A 26,416-nucleotide genomic window follows, 5' to 3' on the forward strand; every position below is an offset into this window, starting at 1 on the left:
GGATGACCGGTCGACACAAGATCCCCGCGTTAACACCACATGTAATCATAAGCGTCTGGAAGTTGGCCCGCCAATCATACTGGATGAAATGACTGTGATTGGCCTTGAAGCTCCGGAGGAAAGACCTGACTCGAACGTTCGCTTTTGTTTAGTGAGCCTGGGATACGGGACGGTCGCAAAGCGAACGTTCGAATCTGAATCGAACGTTTCCGGTTTAAGCTGCCGTATGCCCTGGGTATCGGGGCAAGTCCAACCGGTGCCAATTCCTGGCAAGGTTTGATTCGGTTTTGGACAAGTGCCGGCTTGAATATCGATCCCGTGAGAGAAAGATGATCAAGCGCATGAAGAAAGCCTGTCATGGCTGAGGCCGAAAGCATAAGGTTAGTCATGCAATAGGTAACCGCAGCGACATCCCATCACACACGTACACTCAGCGAGGGGTAGCTCTGGCACTTTTTTTAAAGAGAATTTTTTTCCATCGATCGACTTACATGCTTCGCACTGGTTCTGGTCGTTCGCGCCCATGATCTCAATGGACTTGGCCTTAATCCGTTTTGCATCAGCCAGATCCATCTTATGCGTCGCGGCAAAAACCAGCATTCTCGCTGCAACGTCTAGACTCAAACTCGAACCAGTTTCGAAATCCCTCTGGAACCATTGCGATGCTTTGTTTGTCCCCCAAAGCTCCATCATCCCGCCTGCAATACGCAATTCAGAAAGAACATCAGGGTCCAAGTCTCCAAGAATCGCCGGAGCACTAGAGAAAATTACTTCTAGTTTATCGATTTCTCGAGCCATATCAGTCGAGTTCCAGTCAATTCCAAGTCCACGACTGAATACCTGGGACGCCTCATAGTCCTTTACAATTAAAGCCGCTGCGCGAAGCTTCTTGTCTCTCAGCTTGGCAAGGGTCGACTCCTCGGCCTCTAACTGATCCCGTGTCTGCTGCTCAAGAAACTCATGAACAACTTGCTCCCCCTCTTCCGTGCAGCGCATGGCAGAAAAGTCACCCAGCGCAGAACGCGCTGCTGACGGGTCATGTTCAACGAGCCTCATCGCTTGGTCTGCTTTTCGACCGGAGACCTTGAGCCCCTCCGCCGAGAGCATTTTCTTCAAATCGGCCCCAGTGAACTTGGCTTCCAGAAGCTCATTGAGCTCGCAGGAACGCAACACGCCATCGGCCCGAAAAGTTTTTAGGGCCTTCTGAGGGCTCTGTCCAAGCGCTTGTGTCCAGCGGGAGTTATTGAAGAACGCGCCAGCGTCTTGTGGGTTACTGAACTTACTCAGCAATGAAAGATGCGCTTTGGATGATCGCCAGTCACCTTTTAAGCCCTTCGCCTTTGATTTGAACCATCCAAACATAGCGCTTCCTTTTTTTATCAATGGAAGGGTGACATTGGCATGCTACCGCGGCTTAACAACAAATCACGGAGATAGCCGGATCCATAAACTGTGTAGTGGTCAACTAATCCCGGACAGTATTTTAAGGTTTTCCTCAGCAACAACGGGCGAAATGCCGTCGTTGAATATGTAAGGACGCTGCCGATTTTTATAGATCATCAGATGGCCACCAACATCTTTTTTGGCCTCAGGTGGGTTCCATTATCCGAGGACCGGTATCCATTTGAAACGTTCATCTTACAGGCTCCAGGCGGTTCACCAATTCTCCCTTTTGTTTAAATAGAGGCCACTCGCCAATCACCATGATCAAGCTCCTTTCAGCGGCATTGCTGCAAAAAATCTCGGATCCACATAGCCTCAGCTGCGCTCAGCTGTAATTGGTAAGTTTTTGTAACCCTATAAAACCGGGCGACATACGCACATTTACCAGAGGGCGGTAACCAGTTTTTCGGGCCCCTGGCACCCTTGCTGCGATTCAAGCTAGCTTCAACAGGTATCAGATTCACCGGATCGTTCGCAAACTTCTCACGCTTTTGCCGGGGCCAAGAGCTGGCCCCATGATCCCACGCCCAATTGAGCGGTACTACGTGGTCAATATCTACTTCAGCGGCGTTCTGAATCACTTTACCTGTGAACGGGCTAATCCACCTCCCCGTTACCACCCGGCATCTATCTCCCGTCGCGAACCGGACGGGGGTAGACGACGCTGAAATCAATGCTTCAGCTCTGCTGTCCTGGCAATCACCATCAGAGTCGTCCCAGCCGTGGCCAAAGGCAGACCGTGAATAATTCCGCATCGGCGCTACGTTCTGATTGGCTGAAGCCGATTGGGCTAGATGTGCAATGTTTTTCGGTAGCCGGCCGCCGGATGCAAGGCACGCATCTACTGACTCAAATGGTTGGTAGCTCTTGGTACGGTCATACCAGCTGCTTTGCGGTGGGTGACAAACACCGCTGTTGGACATTTTTACTAAAGCGGTTGCAGTCGGAGCTGCAGAGACGAGCAAAACGACGATAATGGCTTTTACTAGAGAACTGATCACGAGCGAGGTTTTCTTACTTTTGGTGAAGCAGAATTAGAAAGGATACTGCGTTGAAAATGCCATGTGGGCCCGGGGACATTCCTGCTTAACCACCTCAGCCCACTGATCTGCGCCCCTTATACGCTATTGCAATCCATTGATCCAGTTACAGAAACTTGAATGCGTTGGTTCCAAAGAGGACGGGTGTACAGACACATCACTGTAACCTCCGTCCGGAGTAATTGCGTAGGCTGCGATTCGAACTGCTTCCATCCCACTGTTCAAGACAGCTAACGTCTCGCTACCCGACATGACTGCACAATTACCAACGTATCCAGGCGGCAAATAGCTCAGAGCCTGCATGCCGCCCAATTGCTCGGAGATTTGGGCGATAACTACGCCAGTATCAGTAACGCTTTTGATCAATGGTGAATCTCACTCATAACTTTGATTGTCAGAATTCTAAGCCGAGACTTGAACACCTTGACCTGAAATGGGTCTGGCAGAACAGATCTTTTTGTTGAAACAGCTGCCGGTGGCACCGCTAGGATGCCCAGATCTCTCTCTGGATAGCGCGTAATATGCCCAAACTTCCCCATATTGCTCTGATTGCAACACTCGGAGCCATATCGACTGCTCTTGCTTATCAATATTCGGAGATTCAGTCCTTGAAGGGTCAGCCAAGGCAATCTCAGGCAATTTCGGAACATACGGTTGTAGCCCTGGTCGATCAGCGACTGGAGGTATTGGAACGCCGGCGCGCCAAAGATGGCTTTGAGAAAAAGGTGTTTGAGTTCGAACTGGCGCAGCAGTCAACGCCGGACCACCGGTTGATCTACGGCAACCCCGAAGCGCGGATTACCCTTCAGGAATTTGGTGATATCGAGTGTCCCTTCTGTCGAAAAATGCACGATGACTTAAAACAGGTTGTCGACAACGCAGAGAACACCGTCAACTGGGAGTTCAAGCACTTCCCTCTCGAAAGTCATAATCCGGCAGCGGCATTGCAGGCCAAAGTCATTGAGTGCGTGAAAGATTCTTACGGTAACAAAGTCGCCTGGGCTGCATTGGATCGGTTCATTTTCGAGACTGCCGGAAACGGTAAGGGGGTTGGAGACCTTACGAATTTTGTACGAGGTATGGGCCTTAGCGGCGTCGCAATCGACCTGTGCATGGCGTCGGACGCCCACGAGAATCGCATTGAGAGTGACTATCGGGAAGGACAGGCGCTTGGAATAACAGGGACACCGGCACTACGGATTATTGATACTCAGACTGGTGATGCGTACTTGATCAAGGGCTACAAGACGGCCGAGCAAATAGCCCAGGCCGTGCAGCACATACTGAGGGGCTGACTGTCGTGGCGATCACCTTCATTGTGGATCAAGTGGATGATGAGCCGGACATTTTGACGTCTATTGCGCACCAGAATCTGAGGATTTTGACTACCGCCGGAGCTGTCCTACTGGAGGTGCCGCCGCCTAATAGCGGCTGGACTCAGTCAACGCTGGAATACGCGACGCGGGATATTACAGGGCTTCCTCTGGATGCCTTTTTGGGTAACAGCTGGGTTGGTTCGACTGAGGTTTGATTAAATTAATGGGCCCGAGCCCTGCTTACTTCTTGGTCTACCGGCCTATGAGATCGGTATTGCGGCGCATTTGTGAAGAAGCTCGATGTCGCCAAGGAATAGTTTTACCGGCTTGTTTTGGGCATCCCATATAGCAATGAGCGCCTCCTTATCCGCAGTGGCCAGGCACTTCGCAAATTTTTCGACGTCTTCAAAAGAGCCATAGCGAACGGCCGCAGCAACCGATCCGAGATAAGGTCCGCACTTATAAGCCTTCGTTTCCGGCACACTTTCCCCATTATTCATTTCACCTTTGCCCCTATTCCTTTAGGACGAGCTGAGCCTTAGGGTATTACTTGAGCACGCTCTTCAATAACTGGTCATATTGCTGGCGCATGTCGGCTGTCAGCCCAATCAGATGACCATGCTCGACCAGAGCGGTTGTCGCAGACACAAGTTCAGCATCCAGGACACCCTGGTAACGGGTGTCACGCAAGGTTGTGTTGACTGCGTTCTGCAACACAGTAAGACCATCCGCCAGCGTCGGCTGAGAGTTACTCAACCAAAATCCAATCCGGTATCGGCATGGTGCGAACCCTAACTCTGCGCATCGGTTGTAGGCAGCCATTGTTTTCTGAGCCACTTCTTGAAGGTGGCTTCTATCAATTTCGTTCGACAATGGAACAATGTTGACAGGATCGCGGACCAGGTGATTCTGCAGATCCGTTTCAGCGATAAAGTAATCCGCTGGCCAGTAACCTGATCCCGCTGCCGCCGTCATCAAACTATAGGCAGCTTCTTCCCGCCCAGGAATCTCAGTCTCGGCGAACAACAGCAGAAGGGCATTATTCACAAGCACATCTATGCTGGCATCACCGGCGGCCAATCGGTTGACCCAGTAATGGGCTCCGTAATGGACAATGAAAGGCACCCCAACCTGTTCTCTTTTGTGCGGTGAGCTTGTCGATGTGTGATCCATTCCGATCGCCAGAAGCAGCGTTTTAAGCCGCGGATCGCTGGTATCCAGGTTGTCCCCAAAGATCGCATTCACTCTATCAAAGGTGACTTCCGGGAACGGTTTTGCTCGATTGGCATCAGTCTCTGCGGCAACGGTTGGGGCCACCACGGCGCCCCAGATCGCAACGCTCAGGATCAGGCTCTTGAATGTCATTACTGAACCACCGAATTACGTACACGGTGGATTTGCCACTGGCCAAAGTCCGAGGAATAGGACAGCACAATGGTTCTCTGGATCATGGGTGAATAATCGACACATTGGTTGCTTACAGAATATATAAGCTTAGCCATCCGGGTTGCAGAACCTGACGTGTGGCCTCCCTGAAGGCTTAGCGTCTCGCACTGGGCATTGAGTCGCTCAATATCCAGAACACGCCGTTGCTCAATGTCTTCGTTCTGGCCTGTAATCGTGGCAAGCCGCCGTACCAGCTTGTTGTGACGCTCACGTTTGTGCGCTGTAAAAAAGCGATCGAGATCTTCATCTGACAGTCCAATCGCTGCCTTCTGGTAATAGCCTTGAACTAGCTGAGCTGCCTTGTCTTGGGTCGCGAATTTGCGTGATTTCTCTCCAGGTTCAGGCGGATCAGCCCATACGGCATTGGCGGCCAGCAGGAAAGATAGAATGGTGAGGGCTTGTGGCTTCATTGGATAGTTACTCCGCGAAATAGCCTTTTCGGTCCATTTTGGCTTTGCGCCACACTGGAAGAAGGAGTTTGATGAGAGCATCCCGGTCCGGAATGGCTCGAATGCTTATGATCGGCTGATCGTCATCGTGTGTTTCTATAACGAGAGTGGATAGCCCGAAGATTCCGAGCAGTCCTGCAGGGGGACTTTTGAAATCTGTTATATCGCTGATTTCACAGAACAGTTCCCGGCGAAAAATTGACGTAATCCCTTTAGCTTCTTTGATTTTATTCCGGGTAATCACGGTTCGCTCATAGCGAGTGCTCAGATAAGCCATCAAACAGGACAGAATCGCAAATACCAGGGTGCCGGCAATTGCATACTCGATCACTTGATCTAAGGCATCACCGTAGGAGCGCCCGATACCAGAGTTCCACAAAAGCAGTCCGAACGCGGCGGCAAATGTGATGATTCCCCAGAAAATGTACGTCCCTAGATTCACCAACTGTGAAGGACTCCCCTGCCAGATCACCTCCTCATCGTCATAGCGAACCGGCTCGTCCACCCTCTTCGTTGAACCTGGTTCTCCGATAACTTGTGAATGACTCTCCGCCATAAAACCTCCCTATGCGGCCAGTTGATGCTGTTTCAGGAAACTGACGCCACCTGAGACCGTTGTGATTATTCGGGTCTGTGCCGGGTAAACAGACTGTCGCTGTTTACTGTCCGCACCCAGAACCAAATGACATAGGGGGCGGAGACCCTGCTGTTCCAAAAAATCGAGTTGCGGGGAGTTATCAACGATCATCAGCCACTCAATGTTGATTTCCGAGGCTCTGACCTGATTCATGATCGCAAGTGGGTTCAAGGCCTGATCGAAATGGTCCAGAACCAGGACTGGGTGTATTCCCGAGAACATGACGTGTTCACGACCACGACACTCACAGAGGCTGAAGCTGGTGACCGTTTCGAGCAGCGTGTAAAGAGCTCGGTCTGCGACCGGCCCCGAACTCGTGTATTCCGTAATATGGAAGACTTTCATTGCTATTCCTATTGGCGCGCGGCCTCATAGGCCCCCAGTAGCAACATAAAGCTAATGGCCATGCCAAAAGCCGTAATAGCGCGGCTGATCGAGCTATAAACACGGTCTTTGTACTTGTACAAACCGGACACAGAGAGGGCGATTTCAACCAAGCCAAAAAGAACGCTGAGCTTGGCCGAAATAAAAAGCAAAATCGGGAACGTCAGGCTTATCGGGTCGCCTGACCTGATGACAGCAAACATCGCAATGGAAGCGAGCGTCACAACAAGCACGGGGTAGGAACGAGGCGACCTCAACCAACGAATCATTGTTCAGCTCTGGCCGGCGGCGCGATGGTCAACCTGATGCCACACTTTCACCGGTGCCTGGTGTGATTGGCGCTCACATACCGCCCCATCATAGATTGCAACGCACTGAATTAACGCGGCACCCTGTTGGAACGCGAAGGCAACGGCTTTGAAATAAACGGCGGTCACCGACTCTGCATCGGTCTGGAATTGATATTTCCGCCGATCACTGGCGTAGAGATCAGCCGAGAACATCTGTGGCGATCTTTTTCTGTCTTTGAATCCGAAAGGCACAATATTGTTCAAAGAAGACTCCAATCAGATAAACAGAGACGCGATTAGGAACAGGGCTGCGCCGGTAATTGCGACATTGAACTGGCGATCCTGAAGAATCAGCTGGTCACGTTGCTGAAGATCGAGTTTTCCGGATTCATAAAGCCGGTTAACGAAATACCGGATAAATGGTGTGGTGATGAACATGCCCTGCTCTCCTCTATCAACAACAGCGGTAGATGGTAGGCAGAACAACCGGCGCCGAAGAGAGATAAAGGATCACCATGGAGCGACCCTTTTGAGGATGTTGGGGGACTATGGTCTTGGGTAGTCGCCGGCCTTTATGGCTTCCTCTACCAGAGCCAGTTGGTATACATGATTTGCCATTGCCTTGAGGTTTTGTGGGGCACTTAGCCATTGCTGAAGGTCACCCGCATTCTGGTGCGCAATAACCTCGGCGGCGGCAACGGCCACAGCAGGGTTAATCTTTGCGTAGCTTTGCAACTCTTCGAAAGCGATTTTATCCGCCAGGTCCAGCAACTGAGCCCTCGCCATGGATAAAACCGCCTTGTCCCGCCGGTACAGAATACCGACAGGTGTTTTCTCGACCAATGTTCGGGCAATCGCCTGCACCACACATTGTCCGGTTACTATGAAATGGACCAGAATTGTTGAGGCTAAGGCCAGCCCTACCTCGTCAGCCAGACCGGACGCTTCAAGTAACAACGCCAGCTTCACCAACAGGTAGCCAGTGCCGCCCCATATTGAGAGGGTGCTGAATAGCGCTATTTTTCGGTGCCTTGATGAGGATAGGCCCCGACATTGGAGCTTGTTCAAATCTATGCCGGAAATCGCTGAAACCATGGGTTAGCCCTCACGAATGATCACAAAACTACCCTCTCACACTCTCGTGATCCGGCAACTCACCCCATTGTCTCCAGACGATATCTTGTTCCTGGCGTATGTTTCTAAGACACTTGGAGCGACGGTCGCACTCATGTGATCCTCAAAAACAGCGCGAATCGCGAAGCAATCAAAGCATGCCGGAAACTCACAATGTCCAGTGATCAATCGAACGTCCTCAGCATCGACAGACCTCGTTGCTCCCGCTGTGGGGCATTTCGCAGTCTTGAACAGCTGAACGGCTATGACCCACTTGCACCTGCAGGTCAGAAATACCGCAACGCTTACTGCATCCGCTTAGCCGATTGCGAGAGCCCTCAAGCCAAAGCGCTCATAGACTCCCTGGCGAGAAGCATTGAGTAAACGCCACTATCTCAGTTGGGTCACTTCAAACAACCATAATTAGTTTGTTTCTTTTATTTCTTTTGTTTCTTTGTTATTGTTAGGCACATCCACAACACGGAAGGATTAGCCATGCGGCACCCGGAAATATCCAATGAAGCAATCATTGCTGCCGGCAAAAAATTGCAGGAAGCGGGCCGTCGGATTACTGGCTTTGGTCTCAGAAAAATGACCGGGGGTGGATCGCCAGACCGCCTTCTTCGGGTATGGGAGGAGCATTGTGAAGCTGAGCGCAACCAAGGGCGTCCAAGCGCCAGAACTCAGGGAATACCCAAAGATATCGAGCACTCGCTGAAGGACTTGGCCTCCCCTTTGATGGACTGTGTGCGCCAGTTAGCGCTTGAGCTTTACGAAAAATCAGAAACGCATATCCAGCAGCAAACAGCGTCGGATATGGAGATGAGCCGAAAGGAACAGGAAAAAGCGAGGGCCGAGTTGCTGGATGCCCAATCCATGCTGCAGGAGCTCGAAGAAGATCTCGGTTATGCTCGCGCTGAGCGCATTAAATTATCGTCCGAGCTGAAATCCGCTCGAAAAGATATAGAAATTCTACAGCGCCAGGTCTCAGAACTTGAGCGCTCACTGGCGGTGGCTCAGGAAAAATACCACCATGAAGGCGCGCTAAAAGACGCTGCGCTTGAGGCCTTGAAAGAAGAGAAAAGGGAGAATGAGGAGCTCGCCAAGACGATAAGCTTACTCAGAGCGCAAATGGATGAGCTTTCGCAGCATCATGCCAAACAAATCGACCAACTGCTTGAGAAAATGAAACCCATTGGCCCGATGACCAAAAAGTAAGCCAGGGCCCAAGGGGTCTGGCTTCCCCCCTGGACCTTGGCAATGGTTGTTTAAGCTGTCTTTCGTGGACGATCTTTCAGCACCTGAGAGATGAGGTCAAACCCTCGAGGATCTCTCACCAGCTGATCTGCCCAATCGACACCTTTAATGTCCGATTCAAGAATCGGCGTTGGTGGCAGAAGTTGAATCACAGCTACCCCCTTCTCAGTCAGACGCTGAGTCAGGGTGTTGGCAGCGATTTCTCCGGCCTGGTTTCTATCTTTATCCACCATCACAAGTACTGTGTTGACGCCTTCTGGCGGCTCAAACGACCGCAGCATGGTGGTCGATAGCGTTGGCCAAACCGTCAGGCCTGTCATCTGCGACACCGCGAGAGCCGTTTCCAGCCCTTCCGCGATCCCAATGACGCCTTTTGGTTGCTGAAAGAGGCGGATCTGCCGTCCCTTACTGTGTTTATTCACAGAGGGGGTCAGTTTTCTGGCTTTATTCTTACGTCCCAGAAAATCCACTTTCAGGCCACTCTTGGTGATGAATGTCCGATGAATGGATACCGGCTCTCCCGCATTGTTGCGAACCAGGGCCAGTATCGCGCCATAGGTCCCCAAAACTCCGCCATCTGCGCCCACGTAATTCAGGGCGCAATGGAATCTCAGGTCACAGGCTGTCATCGCGGCTTTCTTCACTCTTCTGCGCTCAAAGTAGGCCCTTGCGGGATATGCACGCAGATCGTTTAAGGATACCGATTCCCGCCAAACCTGATTCAACCATAGCCTGAGCGTGGTCTCGTCAATGGGTTTTGGCTGGGGCACACGTATCGGGCCGGCTACGACAGATCGATTGCCAAGAAAGGCTTCGAGTTCGTCATAGGCCCTGGTAAAGGACCACTCATTGACCCACATCAGCATATCGATGCCTTCGGGAATGACGCGCCAGTTCTGTTTTACGCCACCTCCAGTAATGTTGGCGTCGCGGAAAAGCCGAAATCCATCCACACCACCCTCTACGGGGCAAGGCACATTGGTGCCCACTTTACTGATGGCCTGTTCCAGAGCCGGAGCAAGCGCCAGAAAGGCACTGAGCCAGCGGCCCTCCATTCGGCGTTTCAGGCTGGTTGAGTCTCTTTTATTCATGTTTTCTCCTCAATAACAGTGACTATCAATGGATTGCCACTGCAGAGCAGTGGACAGAAGGGGCGAAAGCCCCCTCAGAGACATCAGTGAATCGTCAGGACGACTCGCTTATAGGGCACCCAGGTGTCACCGAACTGCTGGTAAAACAGTTCGGTGACACGCTCGGGCTCATAGATGGTGATGAGGCGGATCGGCTTGCCCTGACGGGTTGTCAGGCTTTGCTCGATTTTTTCGGATGAGGGCATGGTGAGTTCCTTTCAAAAGAACGGGACACACCAGCCCATGAGGGACAGTGTGTCCCTTGTGGGGGTTGAGTCAGCTCATGAATTTGCGACGGTAGTACCGAAGCCAATCGAGCATTTTGTCGGGGTCGACTTCCCATTCACGACAGCACTGCGCAAACGAAAAGGGCATTTCCCGGTTTTCAGACAGTATCCAATCCCAGGCTTCGTCAGACGGCTTCCTTCGCAGGCCACCACGTGATTCGCCAAAGGCACTTCGGACGGTTTCGATCAGGAGTTTTTCCCTGATGACAGGGATCTCCTGGTCCTGGAACGCCAGCGGTTCGCCCAAAGGCGCACTGAGCTCCGGTTTTCTGGTGTAGTTCTCCATGTGTCCTCCTTGCGGAGAAACACGCCAACCCCTTGCGGGTAACGTGTTCCCGCTGGGTTGGTGGAAAGAAGTGAAATCACATATCGAGTTCGAGCACGTTGCTCGCGATGCTGAAAAGCGCCGATTGGAGCTGACTCACATCGCTGATGACGCACCAGTTCTCGAAGAAGCGTTTCACCGCTGGTGACCCTATGCCGATGGCGTAGGTGTCGATATGGCCTTTGATCAGGCCGTTGAGGTAGTTCACTGCCTGGGGATTGTTGGGATCCCCATCGGTTATGACGATCATCACCTGACGAGCTTTATGGCTCGCAGTAAGTTCACGGGCTGCGTAAAGCATGGCTTCCGCCAGAGGAGTTCCTCCACCGGAGTCCACGCAAAACCTCCCCAGATTCGGGCGAACGGGTTGTCCGCGTCGGATCATGGGGCTGACAGAACCACCGTTCCCGGGAAACATCGAAACTGCGATGTCACACTTGGGAATCGTTGATATCGCCAGCGCCAGTGAGACCGTTGCCTGGTTAGCAATTTCTTGCTGATGCTGCATGGAACCACTGCAATCAAGCAGAACATGCACCGAGGTCTCCGGTCGCGATGTCTCATCGCGCTGGATAAACACGCGAGCATCACCTGAAGCCAGACGGCTCAGTCGACGACCGTCTACCCGCCTGCCCCTGATATGAAGCCTCTGAGACTGACGGGTTTGGGCTTGAAGCAGGCCAATCAGGCGACTGCGGATCGCTGACGACGTCAGAATGCCCGCCTGCAATTGCCCGTTGTCACCCCGGTCGTTGCCACCAAGTTCCCCCACAGCTGAATCAATCTGGAAATGCTGTCCAGACTGGTCTTTGCGGGCTTGAGACGACAAAGCATCACGCAGTTGGTTGGCGGTATCTTCCGGCAAATCGGTTTCTTGCAAGATCCGATCGTGGGTCGATGCGCCATTCGATGATTGATCCATCGTGCCGTCCGTTGAGTTATCCCCAGGATCGGAGCTAACGGAAGGATTCGCCGGGTCCGTGCAGGACGACGGGGCGGTGGCTGGATCCTCCGGAGAATCGGACTCCCCTGCCCCCTGGTTTTCTGAGGTTGATTCATTGGCATCAGCGTCCTGGCTTCCGCTTCCACCAGACGACTCGCCCTGGGAGGGCTTGTCCTGCTGCGGAGCTTCACCGGAATCGGTTTGCTGCTGTTGTTTCTCATCCTCAGCGTCTTTCAGCGCCTTGAGTATTGCTCGGGCAACTTTAAGACAATCGTCACTGCACTGCAGGTTGGTCATGTATTTCCCAAGCAATCCATCCAAACGGACGAAAAAGCCAGCGGGAAAGGTTTGCTCTACTACCTGTCGACTGGCAGTGATGAGCGGTTGGTAGACCTCGCGGGACAGATACTCTCCATACAAGCGGTGGTAGAGGTAACGAAACAGCTGTGATGCTTCGTTTTCTTCACTGCTTGGTACGGGGGTCCATCCCTGTGCATGGATATATTCCTCCATTGCCGTCAGGGTGAATCGGGTACCGGGAAAAGCGTCCTGAATCAGGCCTTCTATCCGGATGTCCTCAATCAGGTTGGTCAGGTTGCGTTCGATCGCCGACCGGCACCTGCTCAATGTGGTGAAGTCGGAATCACGAATGTGAGCCGATTCATGAGCCAGATATCCGAACAGAACATCTTTTAGCTCAGACAGCGAATCGAGCATCGGTAGAACAATCGTCTGGCCGTTGGTGCACGCATCGCTGCCCGAAAGCACAACGCGAACCCCAAACTGCTCCCCATAGGCTGCAGCTACGATCGGCAATGCCCGTTCCAGGGCAGTTTTCTGATGTCTCATATAACCCCCTAGAAGTAGGCGCCCGTCGAAACGACAGACGGTTTTGGTGTGGTTGATGCAAGTGAAGCGCCGCTTTCGCTCACATCCGTTCTCAGTCCTTCAATGAGCCTGGTCACCGAGAACTGGCCGTTTACGATGCATTCCAACTTTTTATCGTCGGAACACATGGTCAGAAAGGTCAGCACACGTCCGAAACACGGGTGATCCTGATCGATCCGAACCGCAGGGATGGATTCCCGAAGTGCTCGGAACTCACTCAGGACCCTGAGAATCCGGCCGTTGCCAAAGCTCAGGGTGTCCAGTTTGCTGACCAGCGGGTCCAGCTGCTTCGAGAGGTTCTGACCGCTGATGGCGCGTTTCCGCTCCAACAGACGATCGGACATTTCCCGGCAGCTCAGGCCTATTTCGTGCAGGATCTGGTCAGCAATTTCGACCTCATCCGGCTCAAAACCCTTAAGGGGCTGGAGTTTGTAGAGCTTGAACTCGAACTTGAATGCGTTCGCTACCGTTTCCCGGTCTGGTACCTGGTCCCGGATAATGTGAGCGTATTCGTCGTTCTCCGTGATCCAGTCCTCTTTGTTCCTGTCAAAATCGTTGAGAAATTGCTGCAACGCTGACTCAAAGGACTGCTTTACGGTTTCCAGTCTGGCAACCACGTCATCGATGGCATCGTCGCGAACGGCGAAACCACCCATAAAGCGGGTTCCCTGTGCCAGACACGCTCTTTCAGCCGCTTTTCGCTTATTCAGCAGCGGATCGAGAGCCCTGGGCGGAAATATTTTCTTCCGGCCCAGGTCCAGCAATTTCTGTGGCGGTAGTTTGCCGTTGACGCCTAAAAGAATATCGCTGTCCCGTGAGGCTTTTTTCTCGCCGGACCAGCAACGCATTTTCAAATAGACAAGGGTGGTTCCATGGATAAATTCCATGTCGGATCTCCTGAGTTGAGAAGGTGGTGACCGCCGGGATTCCGGCGGGTATGAGGTTTGGCTCAATGAGCCTGGAGGTTCAGTGTCGATCTCAGAAAAATGCGGCTTTGGTGCCTGAACAGATGGCGTTCAGATCAACCGGGGCATCACATGCGCCCAGTGCAACACCGTATTTTTTGAAATCCGATTCGGTGCAGCGCTGACGCAGCGCCGCGAATTCTGATCCTTTGGCGATAAGCTCGATGAGCTCATCAAAGTCCGAGGTCAGAAGTTGGTTGTTGTCGTCTGCAATCTGAACCGGGCCACGCAAGGTGTCCGAGGTATCGGATTTCCGGAAGTGGCGCCGAAATGCAAACAGGAGAAGCAATGCAAGGGGCCCTTCGCTGATTTCAGCGCCGCCACTGTACTTGCCATGGTAAATCGACTGAAAAACCGGCAACTGCTCCAGTTCTTCCGCCATATCGCAGAATTGCTCTGCAAAACGATCGCTTGTGGCGTCCAGCCAGTCACGCATTTGATGGTCAGAGACCTTCGAACTGACGTGATACCACAAGGATGAGGGAAGCGAGTTCTGCTCTTCGGAAAGAGCGATCACGCGGCAGGTTTCAGGGTCCACGGTCAGGCCTTCTGCCCGGGTGTAACCTTTGCCTAACTTATCGTTCAGCCGTTTCCGCCAATTGCTGTCACTCGTTGGCGAATAGCGGAGACTGGAACCACGGCGGCCATACCAGATGTCATGACCCCCATCCGAATTAGGCTTACTGTCGATGGCCCAGATCTTGTCTGAGGTTGAGTCCCGGTAGTGCAGGACGGTAATCGATCCGCTCATTGGGTATCTCCCTGTGTCCAGTTCGAACCAAAAACGTCCTTCGCGATCTGCTCGATGGCAATTCGCTGCTCAGGTTCGGCTTTTGCGGTCAGAGACTGCTTAAGCGCGTAGGCCAGAGCGTTTGGTGCATTACGAAAACTCAGAGACAGCTTTGCCCACCGGCACAACGTACGAGTGGACATGGTGACGGTCAGCGGTGTCGCTGATTCCTCACCGCCGATGAACAGCCTGCGGATCTGATTCGCAACGCGAACCATGTTCCGGCGGATTTCTTCGGGCAGCTCCGGTGTTTTCTGTTCGAGGATCATCAGTTCGACATCCTCGGTTGGATAGTCCACTTCAACCATCCTGAAACGATCCAGAAAGGCAATATCAAGCTGGTTAACGCCTTGATACAGCCCGGTGCTGTCGCCAGAACCGAGGCTGTTGCCGTTTACGATGAACCGAAAGTTTTCATGGGCGTGAATGATCTCTCCCCCGTTTGTCGCAATGACCAGCGGGTGTCCTTCAAGGACATCGTGGAGAGCCGCTAGCTGACCAGGATCAGCTCGGTCAATCTCGTTCAAAATAAAGAGATGGCCGTCACGCATGGCGATGGAAAGGGGTCCGTAGACGAACTCCATAGATCCATTGACCAGTTTCCAAGTGCCCACCAGGTCATCGAATTCCATGCGCGAGTGCGCAGTAAAACTCTGCACCGGCCAGTTAAGGCGTGAGGCGACTTGGTACGGCAAGGTGGTTTTCCCGGCACCGTAATGACCAGAAAAGTACAATCCGTCACCATCGGGATCATCCAGAAAACTCAGGATGTCCCTCAGTGTCTCCCGGCGAAATACATAACCGTCATTTCGTTTTGGGATAAACGGGTTGCTGATATCAGAGAATCCAGCGGTCATCACTTCGACCGGGACGTCCAGGTTAAAGGTGTTGCGAATAGCCATAGCTTGGTCGCGTACAGTCATAAAAGGGCTCCTTGAGTGAGGTTTCTCACCGAACCAGAGCGCATCAACCACCCAGTAGGTGATGATGGCCTACTGGCTGGTAAAGATTTGAAGAGTGTGGATATACAGCCGTAGCCGTCGTGTCCGTTTCAATATCCGGGATAGACACTTATTTTGTCGTGCAAGCACGAACAAAATGCTTTCGGAGTTGCCTGGAGCCAGGTAACCGCCTTCCCTATGGCCCTATCCAAGAAGAACATAGGGGAGACAGATACAAAGCGGAAAATGAGCTGTTCCGAGGGGTAAACCTCGGAACAGTCATGCAGTGGATTAGAAGTAAGCGGCCTTCACTGACGTCACCAGCTCATCAACCGCGGGGTTGACCAAATCATCTTCTGACTTGGTGAAGCGGACTTCTTCCCGAGTTGGTTTGCGATAGGGTTCCAGTTCGCTACTCACATCTTTACCTGGGAAGGTATCCCGCAGATAAGCGAGGTAGTCGATGCTGCCGGCCTTCTCAAACCGCGTAACTTTGACACCTCCGATATCCGCACGTTGAAACGCCCCCATCAGATCCGTCATCGCCCGCTGGACGCCCTTCTGGTCTTTTTCCAAGGCCTTCAGTTCGTCCTTCAGTTTCCTGATGCGATGCTGCTGGCTGCGCCAGGCATCGGCATAGGCTTCCCACTTGAACTTTTCCGTTCCGCTTGCCGGTATATACCAGTCACGATCGGGGTCCAGTTCAGGAGGGGTTTTGGTCTGGACTTGCTCCCAGAACTGCTTGGCCGCTTCCAGAATCTGGTTCTCGCGTTCAGGCGTCAGTCGAATCTCGAAATCCTGATCCGAACCGTCTTCACGGTAGAAAATCAGCCGTCCGACACGGGTGCCAGCAACAGTTAACTGTGCCTGCACCTGGGCTTCGTAAAGCTTGAATGTCGGTGACGCAACGCCGTTGGCTTCAAGATCCTCCCAGACTGCTTTGGAGGGCGCTTTGAACTCATAAGGCTGATTGTGTGAATCGATGCCATCGAATGACGCACGAAGTACATCCCATCGCGCACATTCGCCGCACACCGGCAGCAGAATTTCACCGTAACGGTTTTCTGCGACCTTGCGTGCTTCATCCTCAAGAGCAATGCCCCGCTGGATGTTGGGATTACCTGAGAGATCTGGCGGGTTAATGCGACCTGTTTTCTCAGCCCAGAGCTGCCAAACGGTCTTGTATGGACTGAGTCCCAGAATGACGGGAATGTCGGTGGCGGTAACCCCCAGACTTCTCCAGTTCAACCATTCGTCTGAACGCTGGTTCAGGTCTACTACAGTCATTTTCGGCATTACGAGATCTCCTGATCGGGGTAATGCCGCCCAAAGGGGTGCATTACCCCATTGGGAAGGTTGAGTGATTAAGCGGTCATTGCGATCGCTTGGTCTGTGATGTACTGCTCGCACATTTCGGCGAACAACTTCGCGTAGTTTTCACACGGAAAATCAGCAACCGGGAACTCCGGATACTGAAACTGAACGTCAGGCCTGAATTGACCAATGACGGAATACCAGGCTGGTTTCCCGTCGGATTGCTCAGCTTCCTTGTGAGACTCAAAAACCGCTTTGACCCTGAATGAGTTGAAGTCACGAATCTGTTCCAGTCGCTCGAAGTAAAACATCACGGGTTTGCGTTGAGTGTTCATCGGTTAAGTCCTCTTGAGGGTTAAGAGGGGGGATGAACACTCCGAAGGAGGCTCATGACCCCCTTGGGTGGTTTATAGGTGGTTAGGAATTGACTGCTTGATCGCTGATGTCCGAGTTGCACTCGGTTCTGGCTTTTTCAAGCTCGTCGAACGCCCAGGCCAGCTCTGCTGGCTGTTTGATTCGACTTTCCATAACTTCTTTGCACGCTTCGAAGGCATTTTGTTGCACTGCCCGGTCCACCAGTTGTTTCACGGTGTTTTGAACAGCGATGGATACCTCGTCACGTGGCGGTGGTGCAGGAAGAGCAGCCGGTGAGACGACATTGTTTGCCAGCACAGCGAGGCCTTCTCCATTTTCCTCATTGAGAATCTGAAGGGCCCGGGCCATACGGGGCGTCGACATCGGCCACCATTTGCTCGCTCGTTTAACAATGCTCTTGAGCATCATTTGTTCAGCCCAATCAACCCATGGTCCAAAGCCTTTTTTGAAGGCTTCGCTGACATCCCGAATTTTATCCATGTCCGCCTTGGACATAGCTTCAACGAGAACGCCACCGGAAGGCAGCTCCGCAAGGCAGTAACCCCCGCGAATAGCGCCTCGGTCCGTCGAAAACGGATCGCATTTGTGATCGGGTTTATCGGCGGGGCCTTTGTAGGTGAACTCATCATTCTCATAGACGAGTTCGGCCTTGGCCCACCGGATAGCACCAGTTTCAACGCCGATTGCGATCAGGCCGCGATAAGAGATATCGAGCATGACCTTGGCGTCTTCGTTTCGGCGCAATCTGCGTGGAACGAGATAGGCCAGCCCCTGGTTTGGGTTGAGGGTTAAGCCCACAGCCGCGACGTTGTACATCGCGAGCCTGAGGCTAGACGGGTTATTCTTTGCGACATCGAGCAGGTATGAATTGTTCATTAACTGCTGAGTGGCAAAGATCTGCTCTTGTTTGAAGTCCAGGCCGGAGCCGGAAAACTTCTCTTTTGAGGATTCAATGGCCTGATGCCACTGAGCGGGTTTCACGACTTGCGGTGTGTGAGTCATAAAATGATCCCTTGCGAGTTGAGTGTTCAGGGGGATAATCCCTGAAGAGGTGAGAGTTGATGCAGACCAACCATTACATCGTCGATGACGCAGGCAATTTTCGGTTCACATCGGTTGGGCTTGAGGAACAGGGGCCTTTGCTGGCAAAAGCGGGCATTGATCCGAAGTCCATCAAGTCCTATGAGGAGTACCTTCAGAGCAGAAAGGCCGCGGGGCCTTACTTTCTGGAGTACCTCAGAGAGCAAACTGACCGAATGCTGGAAGGTCAGCCGAACACCACAGAGTGGCAGGCCGTGCGATCCATTGCGTTTGGTTCAGATGAAGAGCAGAAAGCTCTGATTGAAAAGATGAAGCGCAAACAATCGTTCAGGATTGTTTAGCCTCGGCACGGGCATTGATCTCTTCGATGATTCTGGCGCGAAGCCACTTCAGCGATTTGATCTGCTCCCGGTTGGTGAGTAGCACAAGCATTTCTTGCGAATTTGCCAGGTGCCGTTTGAGCTGCTCATCACTCGCTGTCTCCAGCCAGTAATGGACCTCTTTTCTTGAAAACCCCATGGCTGTTCCTTTGAAAAGGATGGGGCTCTCCGGTCAGGGGAAAGTCCCCATCCGGGTTTATTGGTCTACTTCACTACAGCGGAATGTCGTCCCAATCGTAGTTGTCGATGGGCGGGCTCTCCTGTGAAGTCTGACCTGAAGGTACGGCAAGACCGGACTGGGCGCCCTGAGCATCTCGTTTGAAATACTTCGGGAGCTTTTTCGGGAAGTCGTTCACCATAATTTCCGTGGTAAACCGATCTTCTCCGTTCTGACTTCGCCATTGACGGGTTTTCAATTCGCCTTCAATGAACAGAAGATCCCCAGGTTCGATATTCATCGCGATGTGTTCAGCGGCTTTACCGAATGAAACACAGCGATGCCATTCGGTTGTTTCTTTCCATTGCTGCGATTCCTTGTCCTTGATGGACTTGGATGTAGCGACAGAATAAGAGACAACCTGGGTGCCGGTTGGCGTAGAGCGAACATCTTTCTGGCCAAGTCGGCCGATGAGCTGGACTCTCTGATACATAATCATTTCCTCTTGGGTGGAGTGTATTCAATCTCAACAGGCACACGGCTGTTGGACTGAATGAGTTGCTGCCTACGCATGTGCTCAAGTTCGAGAGGCGTAGCAATAATTGGCCGGATAGCCATGTTTTCAGGTTTCTTGACGCGGCTAAATGCATACCGAATCAGAAGGACAAGCCCTTTAACACAGTGCTGAAGGGCCCATTTCAGGGTTTGCCCCGTAACCACGAGCAGGCGATCGCTAAGAGCGGTGCCCCATCTCATGGCATTGAAGACAACCAGGCTGCCGAAGCAGAACCAGAAAAGCGCAAACAAACCGATCAACAGTTCCATCACGCACTCCGTTTAGTCGAAAAGACATAGCCGAACTCGGTGTCATACACCCAGGTCAGGTCATTTCTGGTCGAAGCGTTGAAGTGAGGAAGAACCAACACTTCACCAGCTTGCGAGGTGGCCACGATATAGCGCCCATGGGTGCTTTTCTCGATGGCCAGTTTGATTAAGTGCCCGATTTTGTTGGTGTGGGTAGAGTGATGCTTGGGGGCATCGATTTCATGAAGATTCATGAAGCGTTCCTTTTTTGAGTGTGAAACCAGATTGCCGCAGCAATCGCATCCATTTCATGGCTTAGTTGGGGATGCTTATCAGGCGCCGGCGTTCTATGAACGGTCAGCAGCAAGATTCTTGGAAAGCTTCACTGAGGACACACTCAAGTCTGTATCCGTTGACAGGGACACAGGCCGCAGTGGCCTCGGAACACTAGGGCGTGAGAATTGGCGTACCAGGTGAGATAAAGACAGACACGCAAAGACACCGGGCTGAGGTTAAGCAGCTCGAGTCAGTTGCGCGTACTGTCTGGGGGAGTTCGCGAGAAGCGAGGAGAATAGAGTCGGAAGACTCAGGACTGATGTGCGGTATGGCCGTGCTCTTTATCGGCTTCGGCCAGTAGTTTGCGATGATTGAGAGTATCAATTCTCGCAGCCACTGCGATTCCGGCGACGATGAGCGCTGTTAAAACACCTACAAAGACTATCACTTGAGCCTCCATAGCTTATGAACCTCCTGTCAGTTTGGTTGATTCTTGATCATCCTGCAACTCCTTTGGGGAATTGGGGGGATGATCCAGACGGGTTCGTAAGAGTTCAACAACGGTTGTGTGATAAGCGACCTTACCAGCAACAATGACCCGTATGGCGAGAATGATGATCGCAAAGATCATATAGATCGCCAGCTTCAGGATGTCAGAGTTTATCATGACTTCCCAAAGAGACAGGCTGATGGGTAACACAGTAAAACTGGTTACCGCCATTGAAACAGCTCTCCAGCGGGCAGCGTTGGTTTTTGAGCTGATGTACAGCTTTTGATTTGATGTGAACATGGTTTTCTCCGGTTTAGCGTTAAGCCAGATTGCCGCAGCAATCGCATCCGTTTCGTGGCTAGATTGGGGATGCTTATCAGGTGCCGAGTTCGGAGAACTGCAGCAGCAAGATTCCGGAGATCGCCGTTTACACGGTCAGCCCTGCCCTCTCAAAGAAAAAAGCACGGCATGACCGGAGTTCTGGCTTATAGCGAGAAAATCCAGCAGCAAGGGTTGCACTGAAGAACTGAACTACAGGGTTGAACAACGCAGATGCGAGGATACGGGAGGTTTGAGTCTGGCTATGAACCTGATGCCAGGGTCGACTCGGTGAGGCATCAAAGAGAAAGTTACAACACCGGTCTGCGCCTGACAAGCAGTTATTCGAGCAAAATGCTCAGGATTGTTACCGGTGGTGGATTGCGTGAGTTGTGACGGGCCGTAATACAGATCTCACGGTTTATAGGGCCTTCTGCTGGGAATCTGCAACAGCGCAATGAGTATGGACGCACAATGGGCAAGATTTTGAGGGGACCTCACCAGACGCCGCCCGTTACCGAATGTGATAATCGTCGATTAAGGTTGCTTAGACTCATCGCGGATATAAGCTAATCCAATACACACAACCAACAACCAGAGCTTTTTATGAGCCGCGAAAAATTCGAGATCTACAGAACACGACGAAGCCTGATTGCCCAGAGCGGCCGACTAGCCTTGGGCAGTGAGCCAGGTCTGAAGAAAGTGATTCGAAAGATGTCAGATGATGACCTGGCGCGGCATCTCATCGCTTCCAGCCCTGAAGCTGCGTATGGCCTCGACGGTTTGGTCATAGCCGAGGAGCTTTTTTGGGAGTCGGAAGGCAAACACATTATTTTCCCCCAGTCGGCTGGTTTTATCGAACGTCTCCTCAATGCAAAATTCGATCTGAGTGTGGTTGGCGGCTTCCAGCTGCCCTTCCCTGCGTTCATGCTGCCGATGCCACTGGGCTTTACCCATGGTGGCACCCACATTCGGGGCGTTCTAGTGACCAGCTACCGCCTGAACGAGACGCGAGAGATCATGCTGCGATATGCAGATTATCTGCAGCAGCCGTTCAATCCGGTGCTGTCGCGGGGCTTGGGTATTGACGAACAATCCTGCAAGCGCCACTTTAAGGTGCCCGAAGAAGCTCAGAATCCGGTCTCTGAGGAGTTAAAAGCGGATGAACCTTTGCTGTGCATCTCATTGTTGGATGGCAACCGGGATCCCGTGATGTCTTCGACCATCAGGGGATCAGAAGGATTTAGTCGAATCGGCGATCTTCTTTCAGCCTCAACTCCGGAGGAGTTTTCACAACGGCTTGGTCCTATGAAACAGGCCAATTACCGGGTTCGCGGACTCTCCCGAGAGGACGAAGCGGCTGAATTCTACGCATTCAAGATTGTTTGTGCGCTGTCTGTATACAACATGACGACCAACGGTGATCTGCTGAAACCCGGTTTTCCGGGCGAGCGGGCACCCCATATCGAGGGTCGGCTGGATCGCAAAGGCAGTCAGAGCTTCACGCTCGGCTACAGTGAATCAATGAGTGAGCACCACTCGGCACCGGGTATGCACTACCGGCAATGGCATTTCCGGCAGCTCAAAGATAAGCGTTACTATCAGGGGGAGTACGAAAGCAAACCCGTCGGTTCGCGTTGGGTGTTTGTTCGCGATACGGTAGTCGCGGCCCGTGGCGCCGACGCCTATACCCTAGAAGAGTAGCCAGGAAACACATAGGTAGAGATTTACGAGATGTGCTGATGCGTTTAGTATCGGCAGCTAAATGCAGTCCACCGAATCCACGTTAGACAAAAGGGCGCGCCCCGTGCAAAACAAAGAACTGATTCAGCAAATTTTGAGAATCGCCAACAGTGCTCGTGAAAGCGGTCAAGACGTGCAAATCGAGTCAATGCTGCCCACGGTATCGATCATGCGCGGCGACGGTGATGAGTTCTTTTTCCAGGAGCACCAGGCGGACGACATTCTGGAGAAGGCGCAGAAAATCATCGTTGATCTTGGTGAGGAAGCAGAGATGGAGCTTTCGGTTGAGGATGTCTTGCTGTACCAGGCTCAGAATTGGTAACAGCGCGGCAGTGGATGAAGGTCGCCGTTGGCTTACAGTTTCTTTGCTATATCAGCCAATCATAGCGCCTTAGTGGCTGATCTGGGGCCTCATCTGATATCCGTGTTCTACATATTGTGAGTGCTCGATTCGCTTCAAAGAGCCAAACACGGTATAGCCGCCAGCAGTCCACGTACCCATGAAACCGATCTGCGGGATCCGTATACAGTGGCACTTGAGTCGTCTGATAATTTCTTTGCTCGTACTCGCGACTCCCTATGGCGTGATTCCGCTCCCACGAGGACAGCATAGTCGTCACCGGCCCAATCTCGATTTCCGGCAGCGCTTCAGCTACAGTCTGGGAAATGCCATCATCAGCTTCGAAGTGATCCCGCATGATGTAGTAAAGACTCTTTAGCTGCTTTACTAATCCCACAATTGAGTCCACCGTAGCTGGGATTTCGACCCCTCGTGAAACCGCTCGATGCAGCATCTCGAAGCACGACTCCATCTCTGGTGAAAACCGAGCGACCGGCTCGTCTGGAAGAATAAATACCGGTCCCGTAGCTTTTCTGCTCATGATCTATCCTTACATCGATTTCTCATTTCTAACCACTACAAGACCTTCACCGATCACCCTCGGGTGTTAGTGGATGGAAAACTGAGCTCCACAACTGGATTCCATGGATTTGCCTGTGGGGCGAAGTGTTTTATGCAGTCAGTATATCTCGCAGCCTGCCGAATACCTCGAGACTATCTCTGAAATGGAAGCCATGTGTGTTCGAAGCGAAGTATTCGAACACAGTACTCCATGGTAGTTTTACCCACACCCATGGCATCGCAGGCAGCTTTCACCGTGTATCTCTGCTCGACCACCAGCTGGGCTGGCCTCCAAATGGACTTCAGGACTGAAGGACCTCTTTTTTTCGTCTTCGTCTTCACCTGATTCATTATGTGAGTGATCATACACTCAACATCAGGTGGCCAGATTCACTATGCCACTACAGTATGACTTAGATCGAATCCAAGTCATGTTGGCTCTATGTCGTAATTGAGATCGCTGATTTTTCGTGACAAATTTGTGCCCAGTTAGAACTCGGTTTCAGAGACGGATTCCGAAAGCAATAAACTTAATTATTGTCGATCAGGCGCCGGATTTCTTGAACAGAAAATGGAGGCGAGCGCCGGTGGGCGATCGCGTGACAATTGGGGCACAGTGGAACGAGGTCTTTTGCCGGGTTGATGACATACGCTGCACCGAGCTCAGAAACAGGCGTAGTGTGGTGAATTTCAATAAAGCCCTCAGCAACACCTCCGTAGACGCGACTCAGTTCGACTCCACATGCAAGACATGACGTTCCATGAATCGCAATCGCTGCTGCGCGATTACGTCGATCGCGCTCAAACCGATTCGCCTGCACTGTCGTCATTACGCCCTCCGGGTAGCCCTCCATTTGGTCATCTAAAGACTGGGCTTCCTCTTCAAGTGGCAAAATCGCCGTGATTGCTGCGGCAAAACGTCCTGTCCATCGACAGACAATGTCCGCATCCGGCTCTCCGTCATCCGTGCCAAGCTCTAACAGTCCTTTACTCAAATGGAGAACAAATCGATTCCAATTCTGCTCCCACGGCTCGTCACTTTGAAAATGGTATGGACTACCGTTAACACGAAAATCTATTTCTGCCCCTCTCTCAGCACAATCGGCAAGGATGGCACAGAATGCAGCGCGCCCAGTTTCATCAGCACACGCCATGTTACCAAGTAACTCGCCAGCAAACTTACCCGGCTGGAAGTCAATACGTATACGTCTCCAGTCAAGCGCTACACGAATGGCGAATGCATGGTCCCTCGAAACATGGCTAGGCCGAAGCTCAAACCAGCGCTGCCTTTCACTATCAATACCAGTAGTAGCCTCAAAAGCCAGGCCCGTTTCCATAGAAACGGAATTCTCAAGATGCTTTAGTTCAAGCAGCATCATCATCCCCACCGGTATCGGGCTCCGGCAGCCCCTCGACCAACTTACGCAGAATACGTGTGACCTCATAGCGCATGTCTTTGAAGGCCTCTGCAGTCTTATCTGTCGTAGCAGTAAGTTCTGCAGAGCAGAGTGCCCAGATCAACGAGTCCATGCCCTGAACAGTCACGCTGCTGCTCAGATTCGGGACGTACACCTTGTGATAATAGGGGTGTTGGGTATTTATGCGGACTGCCTTGTGCTGCTCAATCATCGCTGGCTCGAAAAGCAGGCCGTCCGCCACGTCATCAGCAGGCTGAACAAAGACCTCCCCTGGTTTGGTCGCAGAACTGATCTTAAGAGTCGTCTGGAAGGTGCCGCGCTCATTCGTTACCGTTACCTCACCAGTATCAGGATTATTCACGTTGACTTGGGCACCACCAAGCTCGGCTTCCTTGTTCCGAATCGAGTTATTGGATGCATCGTGAGCATCCTTTGCCCTTTTAGAGACCTCTTTCTTCTTTCCCTGACGGTAACGACGATCAGCTTCTCGACGAGGGGCCGTTAAAAACTGGTCTTTTAGCCAGCTCCAAAGATCCTCATTGAGTATGATCTGGGACTTCTTGATATCAAGGTGGAATGCATCGTCGAGCTTGTGATCGAAGGAGAATTCAACACGGAGTAATGTGCTGTGAGGCTCCTTCTGGAACATTCCAAGCCAGTCCGCAGCATGAATCAAACGCTCTTCACGATATATGTACAAGCCTTGTCTGCCTGAGGAGAGCTTAGCAGCCTTGGCCTGCTCGTCGTCAGGAAACTCCTCTCGACGCGGTAGAATGTAGGCTCGGACCTGGAACCCAGCTCCTGAACCCTCCACGCTTGGAGAATCCTCAGCCACCAGCTCAGACAAACCTTTCTGGAACGGGTCCCATGCTGCTACCGGTTCGCCATTGAGCTTAATTTCAACGTCTTGCGCACGCTTGTCAGATCTGTCCAGGAAGCGCTGATAAGTCATTGCGATATGCTCCCTGAGCTCACCACAGCGCTTTTCAAGAGCCTTCCGAGCTGGCGCTCCAGTGGGGTCTTGATAATTCTTTAGCAGCCGATCAACCTTGTCCCAGAGCACGACTGTCCCCGAGCCTGCAGGCGCAACCTCGTTCAGCTTCTCCAAGCCCTCATCATCTGCTTCGTCGGACATCTGTAGAAGCCACTCATGGTTATCTATGACATGGTCGAGGTCCCACGTGGCCATGAGAGCACTAGCATCGCCAAAGGGGCGTGAAATCAAAGACAGGCGACGACAAAACGCGGTTGAAGCGGTTTTCAGGCCAAGCCCGAACTTGCCGAGACTTGCTGGATCAGGCCGCCTTGGAGAGCCATATTGCATGGCTTGGATGAGGCCCTCCTTGTCCATGCCTACCCCGTTGTCTGATATCAAAAGCCGTATGTTGCCTCGAAAGTCCCTCGCGACCTGTATATCAACTTTTGTAGCTTCTGCAGCGATAGAGTTATCAACGAGATCAGCGACAGCGGTTTCAAAGTTATACCCCGTGTCACGCAGGCCTTCCATTGTTCTCCCCGGATCGGGAATAGAGACAATACTTTCAACATCAGACAT

The 26,416-nt window shown here is 52.2% G+C and carries 36 protein-coding genes; 7 read left to right on the plus strand and 29 right to left on the minus strand.

From position 1 onward, the window contains the following. Positions 1-381: 381 nt before the first annotated feature. Both QUE75_RS19675 and QUE75_RS19680 read right to left on the minus strand, forming a co-directional pair. On the minus strand, positions 382-1,362 hold the full coding sequence (locus QUE75_RS19675; protein ID WP_286255891.1) for a hypothetical protein: 981 nt from the start codon (positions 1,360-1,362) through the stop codon (positions 382-384). Between the two features lie 356 nt (positions 1,363-1,718). Beyond that, positions 1,719-2,024, minus strand: coding sequence for an HNH endonuclease family protein (locus tag QUE75_RS19680; RefSeq protein ID WP_286256032.1), 306 nt, complete (start codon positions 2,022-2,024; stop codon positions 1,719-1,721). Between QUE75_RS19680 and QUE75_RS19685 the strand changes: the two genes are divergently transcribed. From QUE75_RS19685 to QUE75_RS19695, 3 genes are all read left to right on the plus strand, one after another. After that, on the plus strand, positions 1,959-2,111 hold the full coding sequence (locus QUE75_RS19685) for a hypothetical protein (protein ID WP_228263768.1): 153 nt from the start codon (positions 1,959-1,961) through the stop codon (positions 2,109-2,111). The genes QUE75_RS19680 and QUE75_RS19685 overlap by 66 nt on opposite strands. 893 nt (positions 2,112-3,004) lie before the next feature. Beyond that, a complete protein-coding gene (locus QUE75_RS19690; RefSeq protein ID WP_286255893.1) occupies positions 3,005-3,778 on the plus strand; it encodes a DsbA family protein in 774 nt (257 codons plus the stop codon). 5 nt (positions 3,779-3,783) lie between these two features. Further along, positions 3,784-4,014 (plus strand): hypothetical protein, encoded by a 231-nt coding sequence (locus QUE75_RS19695; protein WP_286255896.1) that lies wholly within the window; start codon positions 3,784-3,786, stop codon positions 4,012-4,014. A gap of 45 nt (positions 4,015-4,059) precedes the next feature. Here QUE75_RS19695 and QUE75_RS19700 read toward each other — a convergent pair whose 3' ends face one another. The 9 genes from QUE75_RS19700 to QUE75_RS19740 all read right to left on the minus strand — a co-directional run bounded on the left by QUE75_RS19700 (position 4,060) and on the right by QUE75_RS19740 (position 8,100). Further along, complete coding sequence (locus QUE75_RS19700; protein ID WP_072678497.1) at positions 4,060-4,299, minus strand: hypothetical protein; 240 nt, start codon at positions 4,297-4,299, stop codon at positions 4,060-4,062. Positions 4,300-4,345: 46 nt separating this feature from the next. Continuing rightward, positions 4,346-5,164, minus strand: a complete 819-nt coding sequence (locus QUE75_RS19705) for a hypothetical protein (RefSeq protein WP_286255898.1) — start codon at positions 5,162-5,164, stop codon at positions 4,346-4,348. Then, a complete protein-coding gene (locus QUE75_RS19710; RefSeq protein WP_286255900.1) occupies positions 5,164-5,655 on the minus strand; it encodes a hypothetical protein in 492 nt (163 codons plus the stop codon). The genes QUE75_RS19705 and QUE75_RS19710 overlap by 1 nt, the downstream gene beginning before the upstream one ends. A 7-nt stretch (positions 5,656-5,662) precedes the next feature. After that, the gene (locus QUE75_RS19715) at positions 5,663-6,250 is read right to left on the minus strand and encodes a YdbT family protein (protein WP_011783438.1); all 588 of its coding nucleotides are present in this window, start codon (positions 6,248-6,250) and stop codon (positions 5,663-5,665) included. A gap of 9 nt (positions 6,251-6,259) precedes the next feature. Beyond that, the gene (locus QUE75_RS19720) at positions 6,260-6,676 is read right to left on the minus strand and encodes a hypothetical protein (protein WP_041657520.1); all 417 of its coding nucleotides are present in this window, start codon (positions 6,674-6,676) and stop codon (positions 6,260-6,262) included. Between the two features lie 8 nt (positions 6,677-6,684). After that, entirely contained in the window at positions 6,685-6,984 is a 300-nt protein-coding gene (locus tag QUE75_RS19725) for a hypothetical protein (protein ID WP_286255905.1), read from the minus strand. Between the two features lie 3 nt (positions 6,985-6,987). Then, the gene (locus tag QUE75_RS19730) at positions 6,988-7,218 is read right to left on the minus strand and encodes a hypothetical protein (protein WP_049756964.1); all 231 of its coding nucleotides are present in this window, start codon (positions 7,216-7,218) and stop codon (positions 6,988-6,990) included. A gap of 63 nt (positions 7,219-7,281) precedes the next feature. Next, complete coding sequence (locus QUE75_RS19735) at positions 7,282-7,443, minus strand: hypothetical protein (protein ID WP_171040003.1); 162 nt, start codon at positions 7,441-7,443, stop codon at positions 7,282-7,284. 108 nt (positions 7,444-7,551) lie between these two features. Further along, entirely contained in the window at positions 7,552-8,100 is a 549-nt protein-coding gene (locus QUE75_RS19740) for a hypothetical protein (RefSeq protein WP_202348411.1), read from the minus strand. A 513-nt stretch (positions 8,101-8,613) separates the two neighbouring features. Between QUE75_RS19740 and QUE75_RS19745 the strand changes: the two genes are divergently transcribed. Further along, the gene (locus QUE75_RS19745) at positions 8,614-9,336 is read left to right on the plus strand and encodes a DNA-binding protein (protein WP_286255915.1); all 723 of its coding nucleotides are present in this window, start codon (positions 8,614-8,616) and stop codon (positions 9,334-9,336) included. A 50-nt stretch (positions 9,337-9,386) separates the two neighbouring features. Here the strand turns inward: QUE75_RS19745 and QUE75_RS19750 are convergent, their stop codons facing one another. From QUE75_RS19750 to QUE75_RS19795, 10 genes are all read right to left on the minus strand, one after another. After that, the gene (locus tag QUE75_RS19750) at positions 9,387-10,466 is read right to left on the minus strand and encodes a toprim domain-containing protein (RefSeq protein ID WP_286255917.1); all 1,080 of its coding nucleotides are present in this window, start codon (positions 10,464-10,466) and stop codon (positions 9,387-9,389) included. 83 nt (positions 10,467-10,549) lie between these two features. Beyond that, complete coding sequence (locus tag QUE75_RS19755) at positions 10,550-10,711, minus strand: hypothetical protein (protein ID WP_157680783.1); 162 nt, start codon at positions 10,709-10,711, stop codon at positions 10,550-10,552. Positions 10,712-10,781: 70 nt separating this feature from the next. Beyond that, entirely contained in the window at positions 10,782-11,078 is a 297-nt protein-coding gene (locus QUE75_RS19760) for a hypothetical protein (protein ID WP_011783431.1), read from the minus strand. Positions 11,079-11,154: 76 nt separating this feature from the next. Beyond that, positions 11,155-12,909 (minus strand): VWA domain-containing protein, encoded by a 1,755-nt coding sequence (locus QUE75_RS19765; RefSeq protein WP_202348401.1) that lies wholly within the window; start codon positions 12,907-12,909, stop codon positions 11,155-11,157. Between the two features lie 8 nt (positions 12,910-12,917). Further along, positions 12,918-13,835, minus strand: a complete 918-nt coding sequence (locus tag QUE75_RS19770) for a DUF3150 domain-containing protein (RefSeq protein ID WP_286255928.1) — start codon at positions 13,833-13,835, stop codon at positions 12,918-12,920. 91 nt (positions 13,836-13,926) lie between these two features. Beyond that, positions 13,927-14,664, minus strand: a complete 738-nt coding sequence (locus QUE75_RS19775; protein WP_011783428.1) for a hypothetical protein — start codon at positions 14,662-14,664, stop codon at positions 13,927-13,929. Then, positions 14,661-15,626, minus strand: a complete 966-nt coding sequence (locus QUE75_RS19780; RefSeq protein ID WP_138436174.1) for an AAA family ATPase — start codon at positions 15,624-15,626, stop codon at positions 14,661-14,663. Before QUE75_RS19780 ends, QUE75_RS19775 begins: the two co-directional genes overlap by 4 nt. A gap of 309 nt (positions 15,627-15,935) precedes the next feature. Further along, on the minus strand, positions 15,936-16,940 hold the full coding sequence (locus QUE75_RS19785; protein WP_286255931.1) for a YqaJ viral recombinase family nuclease: 1,005 nt from the start codon (positions 16,938-16,940) through the stop codon (positions 15,936-15,938). A gap of 68 nt (positions 16,941-17,008) precedes the next feature. Further along, positions 17,009-17,293 (minus strand): hypothetical protein, encoded by a 285-nt coding sequence (locus tag QUE75_RS19790; protein ID WP_286255933.1) that lies wholly within the window; start codon positions 17,291-17,293, stop codon positions 17,009-17,011. An 82-nt stretch (positions 17,294-17,375) separates the two neighbouring features. Further along, positions 17,376-18,335, minus strand: a complete 960-nt coding sequence (locus QUE75_RS19795; protein WP_072678483.1) for a recombinase RecT — start codon at positions 18,333-18,335, stop codon at positions 17,376-17,378. A gap of 59 nt (positions 18,336-18,394) precedes the next feature. Here QUE75_RS19795 and QUE75_RS19800 point away from each other — a divergent pair, with 59 nt between their 5' ends. Next, the gene (locus tag QUE75_RS19800) at positions 18,395-18,715 is read left to right on the plus strand and encodes a hypothetical protein (protein ID WP_072678482.1); all 321 of its coding nucleotides are present in this window, start codon (positions 18,395-18,397) and stop codon (positions 18,713-18,715) included. Here the strand turns inward: QUE75_RS19800 and QUE75_RS19805 are convergent. The 6 genes from QUE75_RS19805 to QUE75_RS19830 all read right to left on the minus strand — a co-directional run bounded on the left by QUE75_RS19805 (position 18,702) and on the right by QUE75_RS19830 (position 20,781). Beyond that, entirely contained in the window at positions 18,702-18,893 is a 192-nt protein-coding gene (locus tag QUE75_RS19805; RefSeq protein ID WP_041657523.1) for a hypothetical protein, read from the minus strand. The genes QUE75_RS19800 and QUE75_RS19805 overlap by 14 nt on opposite strands. Positions 18,894-18,966: 73 nt before the next feature. After that, a complete protein-coding gene (locus QUE75_RS19810; RefSeq protein ID WP_286255938.1) occupies positions 18,967-19,404 on the minus strand; it encodes a single-stranded DNA-binding protein in 438 nt (145 codons plus the stop codon). Between the two features lie 2 nt (positions 19,405-19,406). Continuing rightward, a complete protein-coding gene (locus tag QUE75_RS19815; RefSeq protein WP_286255943.1) occupies positions 19,407-19,736 on the minus strand; it encodes a hypothetical protein in 330 nt (109 codons plus the stop codon). Then, the gene (locus QUE75_RS19820) at positions 19,736-19,969 is read right to left on the minus strand and encodes a hypothetical protein (protein ID WP_222562889.1); all 234 of its coding nucleotides are present in this window, start codon (positions 19,967-19,969) and stop codon (positions 19,736-19,738) included. The genes QUE75_RS19815 and QUE75_RS19820 overlap by 1 nt, the downstream gene beginning before the upstream one ends. 332 nt (positions 19,970-20,301) lie before the next feature. Next, a complete protein-coding gene (locus QUE75_RS19825) occupies positions 20,302-20,451 on the minus strand; it encodes a hypothetical protein (RefSeq protein ID WP_286255947.1) in 150 nt (49 codons plus the stop codon). A gap of 3 nt (positions 20,452-20,454) precedes the next feature. Then, complete coding sequence (locus QUE75_RS19830) at positions 20,455-20,781, minus strand: hypothetical protein (protein WP_286255948.1); 327 nt, start codon at positions 20,779-20,781, stop codon at positions 20,455-20,457. Between the two features lie 624 nt (positions 20,782-21,405). On the opposite strand from QUE75_RS19830, the gene QUE75_RS19835 reads away from it, so the two are divergent. After that, on the plus strand, positions 21,406-22,503 hold the full coding sequence (locus QUE75_RS19835) for a hypothetical protein (protein WP_286255950.1): 1,098 nt from the start codon (positions 21,406-21,408) through the stop codon (positions 22,501-22,503). Between the two features lie 61 nt (positions 22,504-22,564). Then, on the plus strand, positions 22,565-22,864 hold the full coding sequence (locus tag QUE75_RS19840) for a hypothetical protein (protein ID WP_286255952.1): 300 nt from the start codon (positions 22,565-22,567) through the stop codon (positions 22,862-22,864). A gap of 1,109 nt (positions 22,865-23,973) precedes the next feature. Here the strand turns inward: QUE75_RS19840 and QUE75_RS19845 are convergent. Both QUE75_RS19845 and QUE75_RS19850 read right to left on the minus strand, forming a co-directional pair. Then, positions 23,974-24,822: an HNH endonuclease gene (locus QUE75_RS19845; RefSeq protein ID WP_286255953.1), complete on the minus strand. Its 849-nt coding sequence runs from the start codon at positions 24,820-24,822 to the stop codon at positions 23,974-23,976. After that, positions 24,809-26,416 (minus strand): ATP-binding protein, encoded by a 1,608-nt coding sequence (locus QUE75_RS19850; protein ID WP_286255955.1) that lies wholly within the window; start codon positions 26,414-26,416, stop codon positions 24,809-24,811. The genes QUE75_RS19845 and QUE75_RS19850 overlap by 14 nt, the downstream gene beginning before the upstream one ends.

Source organism: Marinobacter shengliensis, from assembly GCF_030297115.1.
GTDB lineage: Bacteria > Pseudomonadota > Gammaproteobacteria > Pseudomonadales > Oleiphilaceae > Marinobacter > Marinobacter shengliensis.